At 69.3% G+C, this 20,326-nt stretch carries 23 protein-coding genes; 8 read left to right on the forward strand and 15 right to left on the reverse strand.

Annotation, left to right across the window (positions count from 1 at the left end):
- Positions 1-14: 14 nt before the first annotated feature.
- Genes DU484_RS08440 through DU484_RS08455 form a run of 4 tightly spaced genes read right to left on the reverse strand, consistent with a single transcriptional unit; the run spans position 15 to position 4,637 of the window.
- Entirely contained in the window at positions 15-2,513 is a 2,499-nt protein-coding gene (locus DU484_RS08440; protein ID WP_222844892.1) for an aerobic carbon-monoxide dehydrogenase large subunit, read from the reverse strand.
- Positions 2,510-3,160, reverse strand: a complete 651-nt coding sequence (locus DU484_RS08445) for a (2Fe-2S)-binding protein (RefSeq protein ID WP_114605689.1) — start codon at positions 3,158-3,160, stop codon at positions 2,510-2,512. The genes DU484_RS08440 and DU484_RS08445 overlap by 4 nt, the downstream gene beginning before the upstream one ends.
- Positions 3,157-4,044 carry an FAD binding domain-containing protein gene (locus DU484_RS08450; protein ID WP_114605690.1) on the reverse strand — a complete coding sequence of 296 codons (888 nt, stop codon included), beginning with the start codon at positions 4,042-4,044 and terminating at the stop codon, positions 3,157-3,159. The genes DU484_RS08445 and DU484_RS08450 overlap by 4 nt, the downstream gene beginning before the upstream one ends.
- On the reverse strand, positions 4,041-4,637 hold the full coding sequence (locus DU484_RS08455) for a CoxG family protein (RefSeq protein WP_114605691.1): 597 nt from the start codon (positions 4,635-4,637) through the stop codon (positions 4,041-4,043). The genes DU484_RS08450 and DU484_RS08455 overlap by 4 nt, the downstream gene beginning before the upstream one ends.
- Before the next feature lie 145 nt (positions 4,638-4,782).
- Between DU484_RS08455 and DU484_RS08460 the strand changes: the two genes are divergently transcribed.
- A complete protein-coding gene (locus DU484_RS08460; protein ID WP_114605692.1) occupies positions 4,783-6,003 on the forward strand; it encodes a molybdopterin molybdotransferase MoeA in 1,221 nt (406 codons plus the stop codon).
- Positions 6,000-6,608, forward strand: a complete 609-nt coding sequence (locus DU484_RS08465) for a nucleotidyltransferase family protein (RefSeq protein WP_114605693.1) — start codon at positions 6,000-6,002, stop codon at positions 6,606-6,608. The genes DU484_RS08460 and DU484_RS08465 overlap by 4 nt, the downstream gene beginning before the upstream one ends.
- Positions 6,609-6,691: 83 nt before the next feature.
- Here DU484_RS08465 and DU484_RS08470 read toward each other — a convergent pair whose 3' ends face one another.
- Together DU484_RS08470 and DU484_RS08475 are read right to left on the reverse strand one after the other, a co-directional pair.
- Complete coding sequence (locus tag DU484_RS08470) at positions 6,692-6,847, reverse strand: AbrB/MazE/SpoVT family DNA-binding domain-containing protein (protein WP_114605694.1); 156 nt, start codon at positions 6,845-6,847, stop codon at positions 6,692-6,694.
- 57 nt (positions 6,848-6,904) lie between these two features.
- Complete coding sequence (locus DU484_RS08475) at positions 6,905-7,192, reverse strand: hypothetical protein (protein ID WP_114605695.1); 288 nt, start codon at positions 7,190-7,192, stop codon at positions 6,905-6,907.
- 138 nt (positions 7,193-7,330) lie between these two features.
- On the opposite strand from DU484_RS08475, the gene DU484_RS08480 reads away from it, so the two are divergent.
- Both DU484_RS08480 and nreA read left to right on the forward strand, forming a co-directional pair.
- Positions 7,331-8,299: a transcription initiation factor IIB gene (locus tag DU484_RS08480; protein WP_114585597.1), complete on the forward strand. Its 969-nt coding sequence runs from the start codon at positions 7,331-7,333 to the stop codon at positions 8,297-8,299.
- Positions 8,300-8,337: 38 nt separating this feature from the next.
- Entirely contained in the window at positions 8,338-9,588 is a 1,251-nt protein-coding gene (nreA, locus tag DU484_RS08485; protein WP_114605696.1) for a DNA repair protein NreA, read from the forward strand.
- Here the strand turns inward: nreA and DU484_RS08490 are convergent.
- The 4 genes from DU484_RS08490 to DU484_RS08505 are packed head-to-tail and all read right to left on the reverse strand — an operon-like array spanning position 9,585 to position 11,533.
- Positions 9,585-10,025: a DUF302 domain-containing protein gene (locus tag DU484_RS08490; RefSeq protein ID WP_114605697.1), complete on the reverse strand. Its 441-nt coding sequence runs from the start codon at positions 10,023-10,025 to the stop codon at positions 9,585-9,587. The two genes, nreA and DU484_RS08490, sit on opposite strands and share 4 nt — an antisense overlap.
- A 30-nt stretch (positions 10,026-10,055) precedes the next feature.
- Entirely contained in the window at positions 10,056-10,484 is a 429-nt protein-coding gene (locus DU484_RS08495) for a universal stress protein (protein WP_114605698.1), read from the reverse strand.
- A 42-nt stretch (positions 10,485-10,526) separates the two neighbouring features.
- Complete coding sequence (locus DU484_RS08500; protein WP_114585601.1) at positions 10,527-11,189, reverse strand: CPBP family intramembrane glutamic endopeptidase; 663 nt, start codon at positions 11,187-11,189, stop codon at positions 10,527-10,529.
- 53 nt (positions 11,190-11,242) lie between these two features.
- Positions 11,243-11,533, reverse strand: a complete 291-nt coding sequence (locus tag DU484_RS08505) for a DUF5789 family protein (RefSeq protein ID WP_114605699.1) — start codon at positions 11,531-11,533, stop codon at positions 11,243-11,245.
- A 152-nt stretch (positions 11,534-11,685) separates the two neighbouring features.
- Between DU484_RS08505 and DU484_RS08510 the strand changes: the two genes are divergently transcribed.
- Positions 11,686-12,591 (forward strand): DUF7139 domain-containing protein, encoded by a 906-nt coding sequence (locus DU484_RS08510; RefSeq protein WP_114585603.1) that lies wholly within the window; start codon positions 11,686-11,688, stop codon positions 12,589-12,591.
- 1 nt (position 12,592) lies between these two features.
- On the opposite strand, the gene DU484_RS08515 is transcribed toward DU484_RS08510, so the two are convergent.
- Genes DU484_RS08515 through DU484_RS08530 form a run of 4 tightly spaced genes read right to left on the reverse strand, consistent with a single transcriptional unit; the run spans position 12,593 to position 15,820 of the window.
- The gene (locus DU484_RS08515) at positions 12,593-13,033 is read right to left on the reverse strand and encodes a Mut7-C RNAse domain-containing protein (RefSeq protein ID WP_114605700.1); all 441 of its coding nucleotides are present in this window, start codon (positions 13,031-13,033) and stop codon (positions 12,593-12,595) included.
- Between the two features lie 10 nt (positions 13,034-13,043).
- Entirely contained in the window at positions 13,044-14,807 is a 1,764-nt protein-coding gene (gene polX, locus DU484_RS08520; protein ID WP_114605701.1) for a DNA polymerase/3'-5' exonuclease PolX, read from the reverse strand.
- Positions 14,804-15,247, reverse strand: a complete 444-nt coding sequence (locus tag DU484_RS08525) for a DUF5788 family protein (RefSeq protein WP_114585606.1) — start codon at positions 15,245-15,247, stop codon at positions 14,804-14,806. Before DU484_RS08525 ends, polX begins: the two co-directional genes overlap by 4 nt.
- A gap of 21 nt (positions 15,248-15,268) precedes the next feature.
- Entirely contained in the window at positions 15,269-15,820 is a 552-nt protein-coding gene (locus DU484_RS08530) for a CNNM domain-containing protein (protein ID WP_114605702.1), read from the reverse strand.
- An 83-nt stretch (positions 15,821-15,903) separates the two neighbouring features.
- On the opposite strand from DU484_RS08530, the gene DU484_RS08535 reads away from it, so the two are divergent.
- Positions 15,904-17,736: a flippase-like domain-containing protein gene (locus DU484_RS08535; protein ID WP_114605703.1), complete on the forward strand. Its 1,833-nt coding sequence runs from the start codon at positions 15,904-15,906 to the stop codon at positions 17,734-17,736.
- Here DU484_RS08535 and DU484_RS08540 read toward each other — a convergent pair.
- Positions 17,733-18,473: a helical backbone metal receptor gene (locus DU484_RS08540; RefSeq protein WP_114605704.1), complete on the reverse strand. Its 741-nt coding sequence runs from the start codon at positions 18,471-18,473 to the stop codon at positions 17,733-17,735. The two genes, DU484_RS08535 and DU484_RS08540, sit on opposite strands and share 4 nt — an antisense overlap.
- Before the next feature lie 88 nt (positions 18,474-18,561).
- Between DU484_RS08540 and DU484_RS08545 the strand changes: the two genes are divergently transcribed.
- Both DU484_RS08545 and DU484_RS08550 read left to right on the forward strand, forming a co-directional pair.
- Positions 18,562-19,620, forward strand: coding sequence for a DNA-methyltransferase (locus DU484_RS08545; protein WP_114605705.1), 1,059 nt, complete (start codon positions 18,562-18,564; stop codon positions 19,618-19,620).
- A complete protein-coding gene (locus tag DU484_RS08550; RefSeq protein ID WP_114585611.1) occupies positions 19,617-20,312 on the forward strand; it encodes a type I 3-dehydroquinate dehydratase in 696 nt (231 codons plus the stop codon). The genes DU484_RS08545 and DU484_RS08550 overlap by 4 nt, the downstream gene beginning before the upstream one ends.
- Positions 20,313-20,326: the final 14 nt, after the last annotated feature.

The raw sequence follows: 20,326 nt of genomic DNA on the forward strand, positions 1-20,326 counted from the left end.
GCGGCTCGCCCCGATCAGTCGTCGGCCGGCTCCTCGCCCGCGTCGTCGAACTCGAAGGCGACGTTCGCGCTGGGTTCGATGGCGAGACCGGCCTCGTCCAGCGACTCCCAGACCACGTCGGGGGTCATCGGCATCTCGACGTGCGAGACGCCCGCGTGGCTCATCGCGTCGACGACGGCGTTGACGATGGCCGGCGGCGACCCGACCGTCGGCGACTCCCCGACGCCCTTGGCCCCGATGGGGTGGTGTGGCGACGGCGTGACCGTGTGTCCGGTCTCGAAGTTGGGAATCTCCTTCGCCGTCGGCAGGAGGTAGTTCATGAAGTCACCGCCGGTGACGTTGCCGTTGTCGTCGTAGGTGACGTGTTCCATCATCGCCGTCCCGATGCCCTGGGCCAGCCCGCCGTGGATCTGCCCCTCGATGATCATCGGGTTGATGCGGTTGCCACAGTCGTCGACGGCGACGAACTTCTCGAAGTCGACCTCGCCGGTCTCGCGGTCCACCTCGACGATCACGATGTACGACCCGAAGGGGTAGGTCATCTCCGGCGGGTCGTAGTAGTTCGTCGCCTCCAGCCCGGGCTCCTCGCTCCCGGGGTGGTTCATGTAGGCGCCCGCGGCGATTTCGGTGATGGTGATCGAGCGATCCGGCGCGCCGGCGACGTGGAACTCGCCGGACTCGCGGTCCCACTCGATGTCCTCCTCCGCGGCTTCGAGTTCGTTCGCGGCGATGGATTTGGCCTTGTCGCGCACCTTCCGCGCGGCGACGGCCGTCGCGGCGCCCGCCACCGGCGTCGAGCGCGACCCGTACGTGCCGAGGCCGTACGGCTCGGTGTCGGTGTCGCCGTGTTCGACGACGATGTCGTCGACGTCCATCCCGAGTTCCTCGGCGACGATCTGGGCGAAGGTCGTCTCGTGGCCCTGTCCCTGGGTCTGGACGCCGACGCGCAACACCGCGTTGCCCGTCGGGTTCACGCGCAGGTCCGCGGAGTCGAACATCTCGATGCCCGCGATGTCACACTGCTTGCCGGGGCCGGCGCCCACGACTTCGGTGAACGACGAGATGCCGATGCCGATGAGCTTGTCCGCATCCTGCTCGATCCGGCGCTGTTGCTCCTCGCGGTAGTGGTCGTAGTCGGCCATCTCCAGCGCTTTGTCGAGTGCCTTCTCGTAGTCGCCGGAGTCGTAGTTCCACCCCGTCGCCGACTCGTACGGGAAGGCATCGGAGGGAATGAAGTTCTTCCGTCGGATCTCCGCGGGGTCCACGTCGAGTTCGTCGGCGAGCACCTTCACCATCCGCTCGATGAGGTACACCGCTTCGGTAACGCGGAACGAACACCGGTAGGCGACCCCGCCGGGCGCGGTGTTGGTGTACACCCCCGTCAGCGAGCCGTACGCCGCCTCGATGTCGTACGACCCGGTGAAGATGTTGAAGAAGCCGGCCGGGAACTTCGACGGCTGGGCGGCGGCGTTGTACGCGCCGTGATTCGCCAGCACGTCGACTTTGACGCCCTGAATCTCGCCGTCCTCGGTGGCCGCGAGTTCGCCCGTCATGTCGTAGTCGCGGGCGAAGCCGGTCGTCTGGATGTTCTCCGAGCGCTCCTCGATCCACTTCACCGGCCGCTCCAGCACGTACGACGCCGCCGCGGCGACGACGTAGCCGGGGTAGATGGGCACCTTGTTGCCGAAGCCGCCGCCCACGTCCGGGCTGACGATCCGAACCTTGTGCTCCGGGATGCCCGACACCTGCGAGAACAGGGTGCGGTGGGCGTGGGGCGCCTGCGAGGTCATGTGGACCGTCATCTTGTCGTCGCCGGGGTCCCAGTCGGCCACGCAGCCACAGGTCTCGATGGGTGCGGGGTGGAGCCGCTGGTACTCCATCTCCTCCTCTACCGTCACGTCCGCCGCGTCGAAGATTTCCTGGGTCTCCTCTTTGTCCCCCGTCTCCCAGTCGAAGATGTGGTTGTCCTCCTGATCGTCGAGTTCCTCGCGGATGAGCGGTGCGTCCTCCTCCAGCGCCTCCTCCGCGTCGACGACCGGGTCGAGCACCTCGTACTCCACCTCGACTTTCTCGGCGCCGTCCTTCGCGACGTAGCGGTCGGTGGCGATGACCGCCGCCACCTCCTGGGACTGGAACTTCACCTTGTCGTTGACGAGCACGTCCTGGGTGTCGTCCATGAGCGTCGGCATGGTCGCCAGGTCGTGTTCGAGCAAGTCGTCAGCCGTCAGGACGGCGACGACGCCGTCGAGGGCCATCGCGCGCGACCCGTCGATGTCCTCGATTCGGGCGTGGGCGTGCGGGCTCCGGACGATTTCGCAGTGGAGCATCCGCGGCTTCTTGATGTCGTCGACGTAGTTGCCGCGGCCGGTGATGAACCGCTTGTCCTCCTTGCGCGTGACCTCCTCGCCCATGCCACCGCGGCCGTGGCCGCAGTGTTTCTCGGGCTGGGGGCCGCCGTCGTCGTCGTGTTGATACTCCCTCGGCTCGGCCGTGTCGTCGGATTCACTACTCACGTGTCCTCACCTCCAACGTCGTCGAACTGGGGATCGGCGCCCTCGATCGGACCGTCCGCCGACGGGCCGCCACAGCAGTCCTCGACGCCGCAGTCGAAGTCGGTCTCGCCGTCGAACCGTTCCGCGGCGGTGACGCTCCCGCCGTCCGCAGTCGCGGGCTCCGCCTTCAGCTCGTCGGCGGCGTACTCGATGGACTTGACGATGTTCTGGTAGCCGGTACACCGACAGAGGTTGCCGCTGATCGCTTCGCGGATCTCCCCCTCCTCTGGGTCGGGGTTCTCGTCCAACAGCGCCTTCCCCGACATGATCATCCCGGGCGTACAGTAGCCACACTGGAGGCCGTGTTCCTCGCGGAACCCCTCCTGGAGCGGGTGGAGTTCCCCCTCGGCCTCGGGCAGGTCCTCCATCCCCTCGACGGTCATGATCTCGCTCCCATCGGCCTGGACCGCGAAGGTCAGACAGGACTTGATCGGCTCGCCGTCCTTGAGGACGGTACACGCGCCGCAGTTACCCGTGTCACAGCCGATGTGGGTGCCCGTCAGGTCCAGATCCTCGCGGATGGCGTGGACGAGCAGCTTTCGCGGTTCGACTTCGATCGTGTGTTCGGTGCCGTTGACCGTCAGCGTGATTTCGCGTTCGTCAGTCACTGTGTGACCCTCCGTTTGACGGCGCCGGCTCGCTCGGCCGCGTCACCCAGCGCCCGCTGGGTCAGCACGTCGACCATCCGCTCCTTGTAGGCCGCGTCGCCGTGTTCGTCGGATTCGGGGTTCGACGCCTCGGCCGCGAGTTCGCCCGCCGTCTCGAACAGGTCGGCGCTCGGCCGTTCGCCTTCGAGGTGCGCTTCGGCGTCCGCCGCCCGGGCGTTCGTGATGTCGACGGCGGTCATGCCGATGCCCGCGTCCTCGATCCGTCCGTCGTCGTCGAGGACGAGTCGGGCCGCGACCCCCGCCATCGCGTAGTCGCCCGTCTTGCGTTTCAGCTTGTGGTACGCGCTTCCCTCGCCCGGAGCCGGCGTCGGGACGCGCGCCTCCGTGATGAGTTCGTCCTCCATCAGCGACGTGTCGTACGGCAGGAGGAACAGTTCGTCCGCGGGGATGGTTCGCTCCCCGTCGGGTCCCTTCGCGACCACCTCGCCGTCGTGGGCGATGAGGACGCTCCCCCAGTCGCCCTTGGGATCGGCCTGTGCCATCGATCCGACGATGGTGCCACGGTTGCGGATCTGCGGGTCCGCGATCAGCGGCGCGGCGTCGGCGAAACTCCCGTACCGATCCTCGATCAGCTCGTTGTCCTCCACGTCGGCGTGGCGGGCCAGCGCACCGATCTTCAGGTAGCCGTCGTCCTCGTGGAAGTAATCGAGCGAGTCGATGCCGTTGATGTCGACGACGGTGTCCGGGCGAGCCAGCCGGAATCGGAGCATGGGCACGAGGCTCTGTCCCCCCGCGAGGATCGTCGGCTCGTGCAGGCTCTCCAAGAGGCTCACCGCCTCGTCGACCGTCGTGGGTTCGTGGTGTTCGAACGGTGCAGCTTTCATAGCATGTTGCGGAGTCGGTCGGTGACGCCGGAGCTGGTCTCCTCGTCGACGTCGGTCATCTGCTGCTCGATGTTGCTGAAGAAGTTGTTCACGATCTTGTCGGAGACGGGCTTGATAACCCGGGAGCCGAGCTGGGCGATGCGCCCCGAGATGTCGGCCTCGGTCCACCACTCGATGCGCGACCCCCCGCCGTCCTCCAGCTCGTGGATGCGCATCCCCGAGTTCATGCTGAAGCTACTGCCGCTGGCGTCGCCGCCGCCGCTCGCCAACATCTCGAAGTCGTCGCCGTCGCGCTCGTTGATGGTGACCGTCGTCTCGAACTGCGGTTTCACGCTGCCGACGCCCACCTGCATCAGCGCCGCGTACTTCTCCCCGGCGACGAACGCCCGGTCGGCCACGTCGTCGGCGTCCGCGTCGGGCAGCGTCTCCAGGCCCTCCTCGGGCTCGTACTCGTCGAAGTTGAAGTCGTCGTCCATCGGGGCGATATACCGGCACCCCTTCAGCGCGTCCCGGACCGCGATGGGGTCCGAGAGAACGATCCACGCCTTCTCGGGCGGTACCCCGTCGAGCTCGAACTCGCCTTCGAAATTCATCGGTCGATCCCTCCGACCCGTCCGTCGTGCCACATCGTCATCTTTTATAACCCTCCACTATGTGCATACTATTAGCACGGGTCGTGGTATGGGCCATCACAGCAATAAAAGTTGGTGACGTATATTCAGATCCTAAGTCCATATTATGACTGGAGACACACACGACGACCTGATCGAGTGGGACGACGGCGCCGAACGGGTTCGAGCCCTCCGTGAGGCGTGGCTGCCGCGACTCGGCACCGAGACGGTGCCGCTCGACCGCCTCGCCGGCCGTGCCGTCGCGGAGCCGATCCGCGCGCCCACGGACGTGCCTGCGCACAGCCACGCGACCATGGACGGCTTCGCGTTCGACGCGACGGACCCGTATCCGCTCGAACTCGTGGATGTCGAGGTGTTTCCGGAGGACGACCCGCCGTCCCTCGGCCCCGGCGAGGCGGCCCGCATCGCCACCGGCGCGCCCCTCCCCGAGGGGGCGAACGCGGTGTTGAAACGAGAGGAAGCGAGCTTCGACGCCGGCCGTCTGACGGGGACCGACCTCTCCCCCGGCACCTACGTCTACGAGCGCGGAAGCAACGTCGCCGAGGGGGAGCAACTGTTCGCGGCCGGGGAGCGCCTCGGTCCGAAGGACGCCCTCCTCCTCGCGGACCTCGGGATCGATTCGGTGACCGTCCGCGACCGGTTCTCGGTCGGCCTGCTGGCCACCGGTACCGAGATTCACGAGGGGCGCCAGCGCGACCTTGACTCCGCGATGCTCGCGGGTCTCGTCCGGTCGTGGGGCCACGAGGCGACCCACGAGGGGAGCGTCCCCGACGACTACGACCGCGTCGAGTCGCGGATCGACGAACTCGCGCGCGAACACGACGTGGTGATGACCACCGGCGGCACCAGCGTCGGCGACAAGGACTTCGTGGTGCGGGCGCTCGCTGCCCTCGGCGACCTGCGCTTCCACCGGGTGGCCCTCCGCCCCGGCAAGCCCATCGCCGTCGCCGAACTCCCCGATCACGACGCCGTCGCCGTCGCCATCCCCGGCAAACCCGTCGGCGCCCACGCCGTGACGACGCTCGTCGCCCGCCCCTTCTTCACCGGCGACGCGTCGCTCCCGACGGTCGACGCGTCGATGGCTCGGGCCGTCGATATCGCGGCCCCCGGCTTCGCCTACGCTATCCCCGTCACCCTCGACGACGGGACGGCGATGCCCCTCGGCCACGCCGACTCCCCCCTGCCGATCTACGACGACGCCTTCGATCCCAGCGTCCTCTCGTCGAGTACGCGCGCGACGCGGGCGAACGGGTTCGTCCTCACTGAGTCGGCGCTCGACCGCGGCACGGCGGTCGAGGTGGTCCCCTACCCCGTCGTGGAGCGATGAGTCTGCCCGTCGTCTCCCCACCGTTCGACGCGCCCGACGAGTCCCCGTCCGTCGCCGGCGTCCTCCTCGCCGCCGGCACCAGCGATCGGTACGGCGAGCGCAACAAACTCCTCGAGACCCACGACGGCGACCCCCTCGTTCGGGGCGCCGCGCGGACGCTCCTCGCGGCGCCGGTCGACCCCGTAATCGTCGTCGTCGGCCACGAGGCCGACCGCGTCGCCGCCGCGCTGAATGGACTCGACGTCGAACTCGTTCAGAACGACGCCTACGCCACCGGGCAGGCGTCCTCGGTCCGCGAGGGGATGCGCGCGGTTCCGGATCGGGCCGACGCCGCCGTCGTCGCCCTCGGCGACATGCCCTTCGTCGCGCCGGCGACGGTGGGGCGACTCGTCGACGCCTACGCCGCGGGCGCCGGGGACGCGCTGGCGGCCGCCCACGACGGCCACCGGGGTAACCCCGTCTGTTTCGACCGTCGGTTCTTCGACGCTCTCACCGACGTGACCGGTGACGTGGGCGGACGGTCGATCCTCCTCGATCACGGCGTCCTCGTCGACACCGGCGACCCCGGCGTCCGGCGCGACGTGGACGAGCCGTCGGACCTGTGATCTCATACTGACGGCTGTACGTCAGTTGGGATATTCGCCACCCCGGGGTGGCGAATATCTTGAAACAGTTACAGTCGACAGTATCAGCCCTCCCCGTCGTCGACCCGGACGACGATCCGCCCGTCCTCGACGTGCCACTCCACCCGGTCTCCGGCGCCGATATCCAGGAAGTTCCGCACCGGCTTCGGGACGGTCGTCAGGTTCTTCTCCGAAATCTTCGTATCGGTGAGCTTACCCATCGATCCGGCGTACGACCCTAGTAAATACATAGTTTACGCTATGTCGGTCCGCGCCGGTCACACGGACGACTTCCACCGGTGGGCACCGCCGTCGGAGGCCCGGTCGAAATCGAGGTCGAACCGGTCGGAGTCCAGGAGGACCGACCCCGGGACGTACACGCCGTCGTCGACGGGTTCGAGGAGCCCCCGGTCGGCCATCGTCGAGAGCACGTCGCGGACGGTCCGTTCGCGGCCGGGGATCAGGTTCGCCTCCTCGACCACGCTCGGCACGTCGACCCGCCCTTCCAGCAGCGCCAGCCGGATGGCCGCCACCCAGGCGGGTTCCCGCTTCATCTCTCGACACATTACCGTACAGCAACACGGTTCGTAAAATAAGTCCTTCCCCCGCCGTCCGTCGGGACTCGCGTGCGCCGCCCGCGTCGGCTCCCCGGCCGAAACCGTCCAAGGGTTTAAGTAAACGCCAGCTACGACTATATAAACGCGATGACACGGCCCACCCGCCAGCGGGACGACCGGACGCGATGGCAGGGCGAGGAGGAGGAGGACGAAGCCGACGAGGACGTCGACGTCGACGACCTCGACCCCGAGGACCTCGTCAGGACGGCCGATGGCGAACTGATTCACGAAGAGACCGGGCTCATCGTCGAGGAGGAACAGATCGATCCCGGCCCGGAGTGGCGGGCGTTCAACCACCAGGAACGACAGGAGAAATCGCGGGTGGGCGCCCCGACCACCCAGACGATGCACGACAAGGGGCTGACGACGACCATCGACTGGAAAGACAAGGACGCCTACGGACGCTCTATCTCCTCACGAAAGCGCTCGCAGATGCACCGCCTGCGGAAGTGGCAAGAGCGGATTCGGACGAAGGACGCGGGCGAGCGCAACCTCCAGTTCGCGCTCTCGGAGGTCGACCGGATGGCCTCCGCGCTCGGCGTTCCTCGATCCGTGCGTGAGGTGGCCTCCGTCATCTACCGACGCGCGCTCAACGAGGATCTGATTCGGGGGCGCTCCATCGAGGGCGTCGCCACCGCCGCGCTCTACGCCGCCTGTCGAAAGGAGGGCATCCCCCGCTCGCTGGAGGAGATTTCGGAGGTGTCGCGGGTCGAGCGCAAGGAGATCGGTCGCACCTACCGCTACATCTCCCAGGAACTCGGCTTGGAGATGAAACCCGTCGACCCGAAGAAGTACGTCCCCCGCTTCTGCTCGGAACTCGACCTCAGCGAGGAAGTGCAGGTGAAGGCCAACGAGATCATCGAAGAGACCGCCGAGAAGGGACTGCTCTCGGGGAAATCGCCCACCGGCTACGCCGCCGCCGCCATCTACGCCGCGTCCCTGCTCTGTAACGAGAAGAAGACCCAGCGGGAGGTGGCCGACGTGGCCCAGGTGACCGAAGTCACCATCCGGAACCGGTATCAGGAACAGATCGAGGCGATGGGTATCCACAGCTAGCGCGACAGGTTCAAATCCCGGCCGGCGCAACGATCCCTATGCGCCTCGACGAGTTCGTCGACCTCGAGGCGAACGAACGCGCCGAGCGACGGCGCCTCGCGAAGGAGAAGTCCTACGAGATTCTCGACTACGTCGAAGGCGTCGCCGACCGCGTCCAGCAGTCCGTCTCCGGCGACGCCATCGTCGGCAGCGTCTCGCCTTCCATCTTCGTCGGGGGGTCGAACTACCCGAACGTCTCCACCGGCATCCTCTCGCCCGTCGGCGACGAGGGGCGAGCGGACAGCTACGTCACCAGCGGCGCGTGGTACGAGGAGGGCGTCGACTTGGACGAGGTGTTTCGCCGTCGGACGGGGCTCCTCAACTCCCGCCGGTCGACGCCCGTCGACGCCCACGACGCCTGGGACGGCTTCGTCGGCGTCGGCCGCGAAGTCGCCATCGCGGACCGCCCGGTCGACGTGGAGATCGGACTGGACGGCGACCCGACCGTCGACTTCGACGCCGACGGCGTCTCGACGCCGACCGGCCCGAGCGCCCGCGCCCGCTCCGCACAGTTGGGTGAGAACCCGCACGTCCCCCGGCCGGTGAAGAAGACGCTGGAGGACGACGACTGGCGCGCCGAGGGAGCGATCAACTACCTCTACCGCCGCGGCTTCGACGTGTACGAGGTGAACACCATCCTCTCGGCGGGGGCACTCGGTCGGAGCGAGAACCGCCGCCTCGTCCCCACGCGGTGGTCGATCACCGCCGTCGACGACACTGTGGGCCAGTTCCTGCGGGGGTCGCTCCGGGACGCCCGGAGCATCGGCGAGGTGGAGATCCATCGCAACGAGTTCCTCGGCAACGCCTACTGGGTGCTCCTCGCGCCGGGACAGTGGGAGTACGAACTCGTCGAGCTGAAGGCGCCGGGGAGCGTCTGGAACCCCGACCCCGAGGCCGGGATGTGGATCGCCGCCGACCGCGAGGGGTACGAGGGCCGCACCGGCTACGTCGAGGAGACGGCCGGGGCGTACCACGCCGCCCGGCTGGCCGCCCTCGAACACCTCGACGACCGGAACCGACAGGCGAAATGTCTCGTCCTCCGGCACGTCTCCGACGACTACTGGGGACCGGCGGGCGTCTGGCAGGTCCGTGAGGGCGTTCGCCACGCCTTCGAGGGCGAGCACGCGACGGCGGAGACGCTCGCGGACGCGGTGCGGGGCGTCGTCGACTACCTCCCCACCACGCTCGCGGCGCTCAGACGGAAGTCGGCGATGGTCGCGGGGCTACAGACGACGCTGTCCGACTTCTAGAGCGCCGCGTACGCCGCCTCGACCATCTCACCCGTCTCGGCGACGATGTCGGCCATCTCCTCGTCGTCCGGCGCCATGCCGAGCAGTCGGCCGATCCGCATGATGCTGACGTGATAGACGGTCTGGACGCCCGGCTTCTCCTCCCAGACGACGACGTTACACGGCATGAGCGCGCCCACGCGTCCCTCGCTGGCGTCGAGGACGCGGTCGGCCATCGCGGGATTGCACGCGCCGAGGACGTAGTACGGGTCGCGTCCGGCGTCGATTTTCTCGTTGAGCATCCCCGAGACGGAGAACTCCACGGGCACGCCGAAGCCGGCGGCCTCGAACGTCTCGCGGACGTGTTCGACCGCCTCCTCGTGGCTCATCTCCAGGGTCGCGCGCTTCTCGCCGATGTCTTCCGGGTCGACGACGGTCGGATCGATCGGGAACGTCATAGCCGTGGATAGTCTTGGGAAGGGTATAAATTACACCGTGTGGACCGGCACCGACGACTCCTGGACGACCCGTCGGGCCGTGTTGCCGATCAGGGGTTTGTCCGGGTCGCGCTTGCCGTGTTTTCCGAGGGCGATCAGGTCGGCACCGTTCGCTTCGGCGTAGGCGACGATTTCCTCGTCGGCGATACCCGTGACGACCGCCGTCTCACACTCGATACCGGCGTCGATGGCCATCTCGCGGACGTCGTCGACGAGGTTCTGTCCCTTCTTCCGGATGCGCTCTTTCGTCTCCGCGATGTCGCTCGGGACGGCCACGTAGTCCGCGTCGCCCATGTCGATGACGTAGAGGGCCGTGATCCGCCCGCCGGAATTCGAGACGAGGTCGATGGCGTGTTCGGCCGCGCGTTTCGACGCCTTGCTCCCGTCCGTCGGGACGATCACGTGTTCGAACGGTGCCATGTGTGGGGGGACGGGCGGCGTCGGCATAAACCCACACCGGGATTACAGCGGGACGGGAAGCCACGAGAGCACCCGGACGACGGTCGCAGTCGGGACGACCGGCGGGTGGAGCACCAGCCAGTCCAGAAGCGCCAGGCCGAACCCGTGAGCGACCACGGAGGGGAGGATGGACTCGCTCTCGTAGTCGACGGCGCCGAAGAGCACGTCCGTCGGCGCGGAGAGCAGGAGTTCGATCGGCGGCTTGTGGACGTGGTGGATGGCGTAGACCACGGGGCTGATGAAGACGCTCTTGAACCCGATTTCGCGGACGCCGACACAGAGCAGCCCGCGGTAGTACGTCTCGGCAGCCGCGGCGACGACGAACTGCGCGAGGGCGTGGGGGACGAACGTGGCGAGGGCGGTGTTCGTCTCCCACATGGGGTAGTACGCCCGGATCGTCGGCAGCGACGCGCCGACGACGTAAAACGGCGTGACGAAGGCGGCGAGCAGGAGGGTGTTGCGGAGGGCGCGGCGGTCGACGCGCCAGCCGAGGTCACGCCCCCGTGCGAGCGCGAGCGCCCCGGGCAGGCCGACGAACACGGTCACGTCGCGGACGAGACGGGCGTCGAGACTGGTCGGCGGGACGCTCCAGAGCGACCACAGAACGGCGAGAACGAGGCCGGCGAGCAGGGACGTCTGCACCCAGGAGAGTCGGGGGAGGCGCATCGCCTACGTTTCGTCGTGGAGCGGGATAGTTCCTCGCCGCTGGCGAGGGTAGATCACTCCTCGGCGGTGGGGATCGGGCCGGTCCCGATTTCGGACCGAACGGCGGAGAGGAACGTCTGTCGGGTGTCGAAGTACGTCTCGTCGACGGCGTCGAGGATCGACTCGAGGCTCCGGGGTCCGTCGGGCGTTCGAATCGTCGCGTCGCCTTCCTTCTCGCGAACCCTGCTCGCCTCTTGGGGCCAGGTGAGCCGCGAGGCGATCCGTGCGAGTGGCGCGCCCTCGACCGGTTCGCCATCGCCGAGTTCGACCGCCGGCGCCTCCTCCTCGTCCGTATCGTCGCTCATAGCCGCCGATACTGCGCCCCCCGAGTTAACGCCTTCGGACCGTCCGGACGGTGGCCCCGTCGGCGTGCCGGCGACACGGCGCCTCGTCGCCCGCTTCGCCGTCACACGCCCGTCTGACGTAGGGTTTTGTGGGAGGCGACTGTAGCCAGCGTATGACCAGTCTCGGGGAGGTCTACCACGGGGACGACCGCAGCGGGCCGAGCCTCCGGCAGATTTACGCGGGGGCGAGCCTGTTCGTCGTCGGCATCGTCCTCGTCGTCGCGGGCATCGTCGTCGCCACGACCGACGTACTGATGGGCGGTGGCACCACCCTGTTCGACGTGCGGGAGTACGGCGGCATCCTCGCCGGCCTCGGCGTCCCCGCCGTCTTCCTCGGCATCTCGGCCGTCCTGCCCGCCGAGCGATCGACCCGCGCCGCCGCGGGCATCGGCGCCAGCGTCGCCGTCCTCGGCGTCGCGCTCTTCGCGCACGCCTACCCCTGCCGGTGGTCCGGCGCCAACTGCGCGCCCGGCATGGTCGACCTGACTCTCCCCACCGTCGGCGTCTACTTCCTCGGCGCGCTCACCACCTTCTGGTGTCTGTTCGTCGGCATCGCCAACTTCAAAACGCGCAACGACCCCGGCGGCACCGTCACCATGGAAGTGACGCGGCAGGGCGAGACGAAGGTGATCGAAGTCGACCGCGGGACTTCGCACGGCAGCGTCGGCCTCGGCGGCAGCAGTTCCACCCCGACGGCCACCGTCGGCGCGGAAGTGAGCGACGGCGGGAGCGACGACGACGACATCCGCGAGGTGGCGTCGGTTTCGTCCTCTTCGCCCACGGCCGGCGGCAGCGGGTCGACCGGCGGCGGCGGCACGGCCACGGCGTCCGGCGGTGGCGGCGAGATGTGGCAGTCCTCGGCCGCGACCAGTACCAGCACCGACGCCGCCGACCGCTACTGCGGCAACTGCGAACACTTCGAGTACGTCCGCACCGAGCGCGGCATCCAGCCCTACTGTGGCTTCCACGACGGCGTCATGGCCGACATGGACGCCTGCGAGGACTGGAGCGGGCGTTAGGTTAGGGCAGTCGGCTTCGCACGTCGTCCCAGTGGCTTCCCTTCCAGAAGTGTCCCCCACACTCCTCACACCGCCAGACGGAGGTCTCCGCCGGGTCCGGTGCGCCGGCGGGCCTCTCAGCATCCGTTCCGACTCGTTCGAGCGCCCCGTTACACCGTCCACAGCGCCGCGGCGTCTCGGGGAGCGAGAGCGACACGCCGGCCGCCCGGAGTTCGCGTAGCTGTGCCTCGATGTCCCGCTCCGTGAGGAGGATGGCGCCCGCCGTCCGCGCCGCGAGGTCGGCGTCCCGGGTGACGAGCGTTCGGCTTTCGTGCCGCGCCAGGTCGCCGACCGCGGCGTCCGTCTCCACGCCCCGGTCGAGTGCGTACGCCGTATCGTAGCCACACATCCGCAGGTACCGCGCCAGTTTACCGAGCATCGCGTCACAGAGAAAGCGCGTCATCCGCCGACCGTCACCCCAGCCACGATCGCAGGTCCGCGACCGTCCGGGTGTTGAGCACGTCGGCCGTCTCCGCCCACCCTCGCCGGGCCGTGTGCACGCCGTAGCGACGGTAGTCGAGTTCGCCGATTCCGTGGGCGTCGGTGTTGATTACGACGGTCGCCCCGGCCTCGACGGCGGCCCGGACCGCCTCGTCGTTCAGGTCGAGGCGGTGGGGATTGGCGTTTACCTCCAGCGCCGTCCCGGCGTCGGCCGCGGCCGCCGCGAGGCGGTCCACGTCGAGCGTGAGGCCGGGGCGGTCGTTGATGAGGCGGCCGGTCGGGTGGCCGAGCACGTCCGTCTCGGGGTGCTCGACCGCCCGGACGAGGCGGTCGGTCGCCGCCGCCCGCTCCATGCCGAGGCCGCTGTGGGGCGAGGCGATCACGATGTCGAGGTCGGCGAGGACGTCGTCGCCGACCGAGAGGTCGCCGTCGGCGTCGACGTTGGCTTCGACGCCGTGGAGGACCTCGATCCTGGCGTCCTCGGCGGCTGCGGCGACGGACCCGCTCTGCTCGCGCAACTCGTCGTCGTCGAGGCCGACGCCCCCGACCATCCCCGGGCCGGTGGCGTGATCGGAGATGCAGAGGTAGTCGTCGCCGCGCTCTTCGGCCGCCCCGAGCATCGTCTCTATCGACTCGCCGCCGTCCGACCAGTCGGTGTGGGTGTGGAGGTCGCCGCGGACTTCGTCTTCCGCCACCAGGTCGGGCAGCTCGCCGGCCGCCGCGGCCTCGATTTCGCCCCGGTCCTCCCGCAGTTCCGGCGGGATCACGGGCAGGTCGAGCGCGTCGTACATCTCCGCCTCGGTCTCGCCGCCGACCCGGCGGCCGGCACGCTGGTCGTCGCCGGCTTCCCGAGGCGTCTCCGGCGCCTCGCTGCTCACGTCGAAGATGCCATACTCGTTCATCTTCAGGTCGCGGTCGATGGCGAGGTTGCGCAGGTGGACGTTGTGGTCCTTGCTCCCGGTGAAATACTGGAGCGCCGACCCGAACTCCGCGGGGACGACGACCCGGAAGTCGATCCGCATGCCGCGGGCGCGGACGCTCGCTTTCGTCGTCCCGGCCTCGATCACGTCGGCGTCGGCGTTCCAGTCGAGGAAGGCCTCGACTGCTGCCTCGCCGTCCGCGCTCGCGGCGAGGACGTCCACGTCGCCGATGGTCTCGCGCCACCGCCGGAGCGATCCGGCGACGTCGGCGCGCTCGATCGGCTCGGCGCCCCGGAGGTAGTCGAGGATCCCCTCCGCGACGGGGCGGGCGTCGCCCAGCAGTTCCCGTTCCTGTGCCTGTCGGGCGAAGGGGATGTTCTCCAGGATGTTCGCCTCCGTCTTCTCGCCGAAGCCCGACACTTCTCGAATCTCGCCGTCGCTGGCGGCGGCTTCGAGTTCGTCGAGCGTCGTGATCCCGAGCGCCTCGTAGAGGGCCCCGACCGTCTTCGGTCCCACCCCTTCGACGCTCGTGAGCGCCACCATATCGACCGGCAGTTGCTCGCGGAGCGTCGCCAGTTCCTCGATGTCGCCCGTCTCGACGTACTCGATTATCTTGTCCGCGAGGGCGTCGCCCACACCGTCGATCTCCATCACTGCGTCCTTCCCCTCGTCGACCAGTTCCTCGATGGCCACGGGACAATCGCGGACGTTCTCGGCGGCGCGGCGGTAGCTCCGGGGTTTGAACTCCACGCCCTGCGCTTCGAGGAGGTCCGCCATCTCCTCGAACCGGGCGGCGACCTCGGCGTTCCGGCTCACAGCCGGCCCCGCGTGTTGTGGCTGGTGTCCTTGTGGCCGAGCGCCTTCTTCAGGAAGGTCATCCAGCGCTTGCGGTCCGCCGCCTCCTGTGCTTGCGCCTCACTCTCGAGGTTCGCGGGGCCGAGCTGTTCGAGGGCGTTGAGCGCGCGGTCGATGCCGATGATGCTCTCGACCAGTCGCTCGCCTTCCTCGTAATTCACCTCGCCGTCCTCGATGCGCTGGAGGCGCTGGAGGCGTTCGCGCCGGAGGTTCTTTTTGGCTCGGTCGACCCGTTCGCGCTCCCCCGCGGGCACCGTATCGCGTCGCTTGATCTCGAAGACGAACTGCTGGAGGTCCACCTCCTCGCCCTGCACCGTGATGCGCTCGGGGATGTCCGCGCCTACCGTCGCCCCCTCACGGTTGACGCGTTCGAGGAGCTGCTTGCGCTCGAACTCTTTCACGGCCGGCCGTTGGCGGGCCGCTCACTTCGCTCCTTCGCCCCCCGCGTGCTTCGGATCGGTGTCGGTGTACGGCTCCTCGATGTCCGGATCGCCACCCATCATCGTTCCCGTCCGTCGCGTCACGAAGTCGAAGACGACCACGATGGGGAGGAGGAGGCGCTCGACGATCCGGACGGGCCGTGCCGCAGTCAGCCCCCACGACTCGGCGTGACCCAGTCCGTACGCCTTCGGCAGTATCTCGCCGAAGACGAGGACGACACTCCCCGCGACGACGGTCGTCAGCGCGACGGCCATCCCGCCCGAGAACCGCTCCGCGAGGAGGACCGCGAGGATGCTGGAGATGGCGACGTTGACGAGGTTGTTGCCGACGAGCAGCGTCACGAGCAGGCGATGCGGATCGTCGCGGAGTTCGGCCAGCACCGCCGCCCGTCGGTCCTGTGCGGCGACGCGTTCGTCGAGCCACTCCCGAGAGAGCGAGAAGACGGCGATTTCCGTACTGGAGAAGAAGGCACTCGCCGCCAGCAGGCCGATCAGCACGACGACGCTCACGGCCGTCGAGTCGAACGCGGTCATGGGTGTCGTCGTGTCGAGAGGGAGAAAAAACGGCGGGGCCGGAGACAGAAAGTTCTTGAACGCGGCCCGACCATCCTCGGCAAATGGACTCCGGCGTGGAAGTGAGCGTCGTCCTCCCCGCGTACAACGAGGCGGACACCATCGAGGGGACGGTGCAAACGACGCTCTCGACGCTCGCGTCCTTCCTCCCGCCCGGCTCCTTCGAGGTGCTCGTCGCGGAGGACGGCTGCGACGACCCGACGCCCGAGATTGCGGACCGGATGGCCGCCGCGGACGAGCGCGTCCGCCACGTCCACAGCGACGAGCGTCTCGGTCGCGGCGGCGCGCTCGAACGCGCCTTCGCCGCCGCCGACGGCGATACGCTCGTCTACTTCGACACCGACCTCGCGACGGACATGGGGCATCTGGAGGAACTGGTCGAGCGGGTGCGCTCCGGCGAGGCCGACGTGGCGACCGGATCGCGCTGGCTGCCCGGCAACGTCGCGGACCGCCCGGCCAAGCGCGGCGTCCCCTCCCGCGTCTACAACGGCCTCGTCCGCCTGTTCCTGCGCTCGCCGCTCCGCGATCACCAGTGTGGGTTCAAGGCCTTGAGCCGCGAGGCGTTCGAGCGCCTGCACGCGGACGTGGCGGACGAACACTGGTTCTGGGACACCGAACTCCTCGTCCGCGCCCAGCGCGCCGGCTTCGAGGTGGCGGAGTTCCCCGTCCAGTGGGAGCCCAAAGGCGACACGAAAGTCGACCTCGTGCGGGACGTGTTCGGGATGGGGAGTCAGATCCTCCGGCTGTGGTGGCAGCTGTCGGTCAGCCCCCGGATCACCCGCCGGGTGAGCGTCGGCGCGGGCGCGCTCCTCACCGTCGTCGCCCTCGCCCTGATGACGCTGTATCTCGACCCGCAGGCGGTGCTTGCGGAACTGGAGGGCGCGAACCTCCGCCTCGTCGCGCTCGCCGGCGCCGTCTACCTCCTCTCCTGGCCGCTCCGGGGCGCCCGCTACCGCGACATCCTGAACGAACTCGGCTACCGCGAGCGCCTCGGCTTCCTCACCGGCGCCGTCTTCATCAGTCAGACCGGCAACCTCGTCTTCCCCGCGCGGGCGGGCGACGCCGTCCGCGCGTACGTCGTGAAGGCGCGCCGGGGGATTCCGTACCCCACCGGCTTCGCGTCGCTGGCCGTCGAGCGGGTCTTCGACCTGCTGACGATCACCGCCCTCGGCGGGACCGTCCTCGTGGGCTACGTCCTCACGGGTGCGACGGACCAGATCGTCACCGCCGTCTCCGCGGGGGTCCCCGGCATCGATCCCCGGAGCGCACGCGTCGCGCTCACCGTCGCGGCGGGCGTCGCGGCGGCGGCCCTCCTCGCCGTCGTCGTCATCGTCGTCAGCGCGCGCCGCGACGGCAACCTGGTCCGGCGGGTCGTCACCGGCGTGAGTTCCGACTCCTACGCCGACTACGTGGCGGGGGTCATAGAGCGGTTCGTCGCCGACGTGCAGACGGTGGCGGCCGACCGTGGCGCGTTCGCCCGCGTGGGCGTCAGCAGCCTCGCTATCTGGGGGCTCGACGTGGTGACCGCAGTCATCGTGCTCGCGGCGTTCGACGTCTCGCTCGCCCCGCCGACGCTCGTCGCCATCGGCTTCTTCGCGGTGAGCGTCGGCAACCTCGCGAAGGTGCTCCCGCTCTCGCCCGGCGGGATCGGCCTCTACGAGGCGGCCTTCACCCTCCTCGTCGCGGGGCTGACCCCCGTGACGGGCGCGACGGCCTTCGGCGCCGCCGTCCTCGACCACGCGGTGAAGAACCTCGTCACCGTCGCCGGCGGCGTCGTCTCGATGCTCGCGCTCAACGTCTCCCTGACGAGCGCGGTCGACGAGACGACGGGCGGCGGGGCGGCCGACGCGACCGATCCGGAGCCCGAGGTCGACTAAAACAGCTCGACGAGCCGTTCGGCGCCGTCTAGCAGATTCGGACTCGGCTGGTTCAAGAGTGCGTCGTCGACGACGTGGACCGCGGCGTCGATGGCCCAGTCGCGGTCGGTGACCGTCGCGGGGTCGACCCGCGTCCCGTGGCCGCAGAGGTGGAGGACGACGTGGTCGGGATCGGCCGCCTCCACTTCCTCGCGGGTGACGGCCCGGGACCGCTCGCCGGGGTCGACGAAGGGGTGGTGACCGCCGGCTACCTCGACGAGTTCGGGCACCCAGTTGCCGGCGGCCATCGGCGGGTCCGCCCACTCCTCGGCGTAGACGGTCGGTCGTGCGCCCGTGGCTCGCTCGCGGACTCGATCCAGTCGCTCGCGGCTCCGGGCGGCCAGTCGCTCGCCCGCCGCGCCCCGGCCCACGGCGTCGCCGAGGGTGGCGAAGCCGTCGATCACCTCGGGGAGCCGTTCGGCGTCCATGTGGTGGACCCGCATTCCCCGGTCGCGGATGGCGTCCCGGACCTCGGCCTGGAGCGCGTCGCTCGTGCAGACGAGGTCCGGGTCGAGCCGTTCCAGTTCGTCCAGGTCGGGGTCGAGCCATCCCCCGAGAACGGTCGGATTGTCGTCGACGTCCTCGAGTTCCGAGCGACAGTGGGTCGTGATCCCGACGAGGCGGTCGGCGACGCCGAGTTCGCGGCAGGTCGCGGTGGCGGCTGGCGCGAGGGAGACGATGCGTTCGGGCGGGGCCATGGCGGGTGTGGGTGTCGGAGGGTCAAGAACGCGATGGCCGTCGCCGGAACCGACACCGATACCCGTCGGCGGTCGGGAGGATGAGTCGATGCGGACGGAGCACGTCCTTCACGTCGGCGATGCGGGTGACATGAGCGCCGTCGACGACGAGTCGGTCCACCTCGTCGTCACGTCGCCCCCGTATCCGATGATCGACCTCTGGGACGACCTCTTCGCGGCGCGGGACCCGGACGTGCGCGCGGCGCTCGACGCCGGCGACGGCGACGCCGCGTTCGACCTGATGCACGCCCAACTCGACGCGGTGTGGGACGAGGTGGACCGCGTCCTCGCGCCCGGCGGCGTCGTCTGTGTCAACGTCGGCGACGCCACCCGCTCGGTCGGCGGCGAGTTCCAGCAGTACCCCAACCACGCCCGGATCGTCGACGCCCTCCGCTCGCGGGGGCTGACGCCCCTCCCCGACGTGCTCTGGCGGAAGCCGACCAACAGCCACACCAAGTTCATGGGGTCGGGGACGCTCCCGCCGAACGCCTACGTCACGCTCGAACACGAATACGTGCTCCTCTTCCGGAAGGGCGGCCCCCGATCCTTCCCGCCCGGCGACGACCGCCGGTACGAGAGCGCGTACTTCTGGGAGGAGCGCAACCGCTGGTTCTCCGATCTCTGGGAGTTCCGCGGCGAGGAACAGGCGCTCGAGACGGGCGACCGACGCGACCGATCCGCGGCCTTCCCGCTGGAGGTGCCGCTGCGCTTGATCCGGATGTTCTCCGTCCGCGGCGACCGGGTGCTCGACCCGTTCGCGGGGACGGGGACGACGGCGCTCGCCGCGATGCACGCCGCGCGGCACTCGGTGGGCTACGATCTGGACGGCGACCTGTTCGCGGCGCTCGACGACCGACTCGACGACCTGCCCGCGCGCTCCGAGCGGCGCGTGGCCGACCGCCTCGACCGCCACCGCGCGGCCATGGCCGACCGCGACGGCGGCTACGAGGCCGAACATTTCGACTTCCGGGTGGTGACGAAACGCGAGCGACGCATCCGACCCTACGCCGTCGACTCGGTGACCGAACGGTCCGAGAGGACGGGCCGGCGGTACGTCCTCGATCACCGACCGGTCGACGAGATTAACCGAGGCCCGTCCCAGGGATGAGTATGGAGTTCGACTCGTTGGTCCTCGCGGCGGCGACGGGCGATCTCGACGACGAAGCGGCGGCCCGCGACCACGCCGACGCCGTCGAGTTTCGGATGGATTTCGCGACCGATCCGCTCGAAGCACTCGACGACTACGACGGGAGCCTGCCGCTGATCGCCACGAACCGCGATCCGGCGGAGGGTGGCGAGGCCGATGCCCCGGAACGGGAGCGACTGGCTGTCCTGGAAGCGGCGAGCGAACACGACGCCGTCGGCGCGGTGGACATCGAACTCGCGAGCCTGCGCGACGATCCGGGGGCGACGGCGGCGGCGACGGCCCGTGCCAACGGCGCCGTCGTCATCGCGTCGGTCCACGACTTCGAGTCGACGCCGTCGACCGCACGACTCGACGAGACCCTCGCGACGGCCGCCGATCACGGCGACGTGGGGAAGGCCGCGGTGACGGCGACGACGCCCGGCGACGCGTTGCGGGTGCTGTCGGTGACGCACGCGGCGACCGAACGCGGCGACCGGGTGGCGACGATGGCGATGGGTGAGGCCGGCCGACACACGCGGGCGGTCGCCCCGCTCTACGGTTCGAAGATCGGCTACGCGCCGGTCGACCCCGCCGAAGCGACCGCCCCCGGGCAGTACGACCTGGCGACGCTCGCGGACCTGCTCGACCGTCTCGGCGGTCGGCCGAGGCTATAAGCGCGTGGCGCCTC

The sequence above is a fragment of the Haloplanus rubicundus genome, assembly GCF_003342675.1.
GTDB classification, from domain to species: domain Archaea; phylum Halobacteriota; class Halobacteria; order Halobacteriales; family Haloferacaceae; genus Haloplanus; species Haloplanus rubicundus.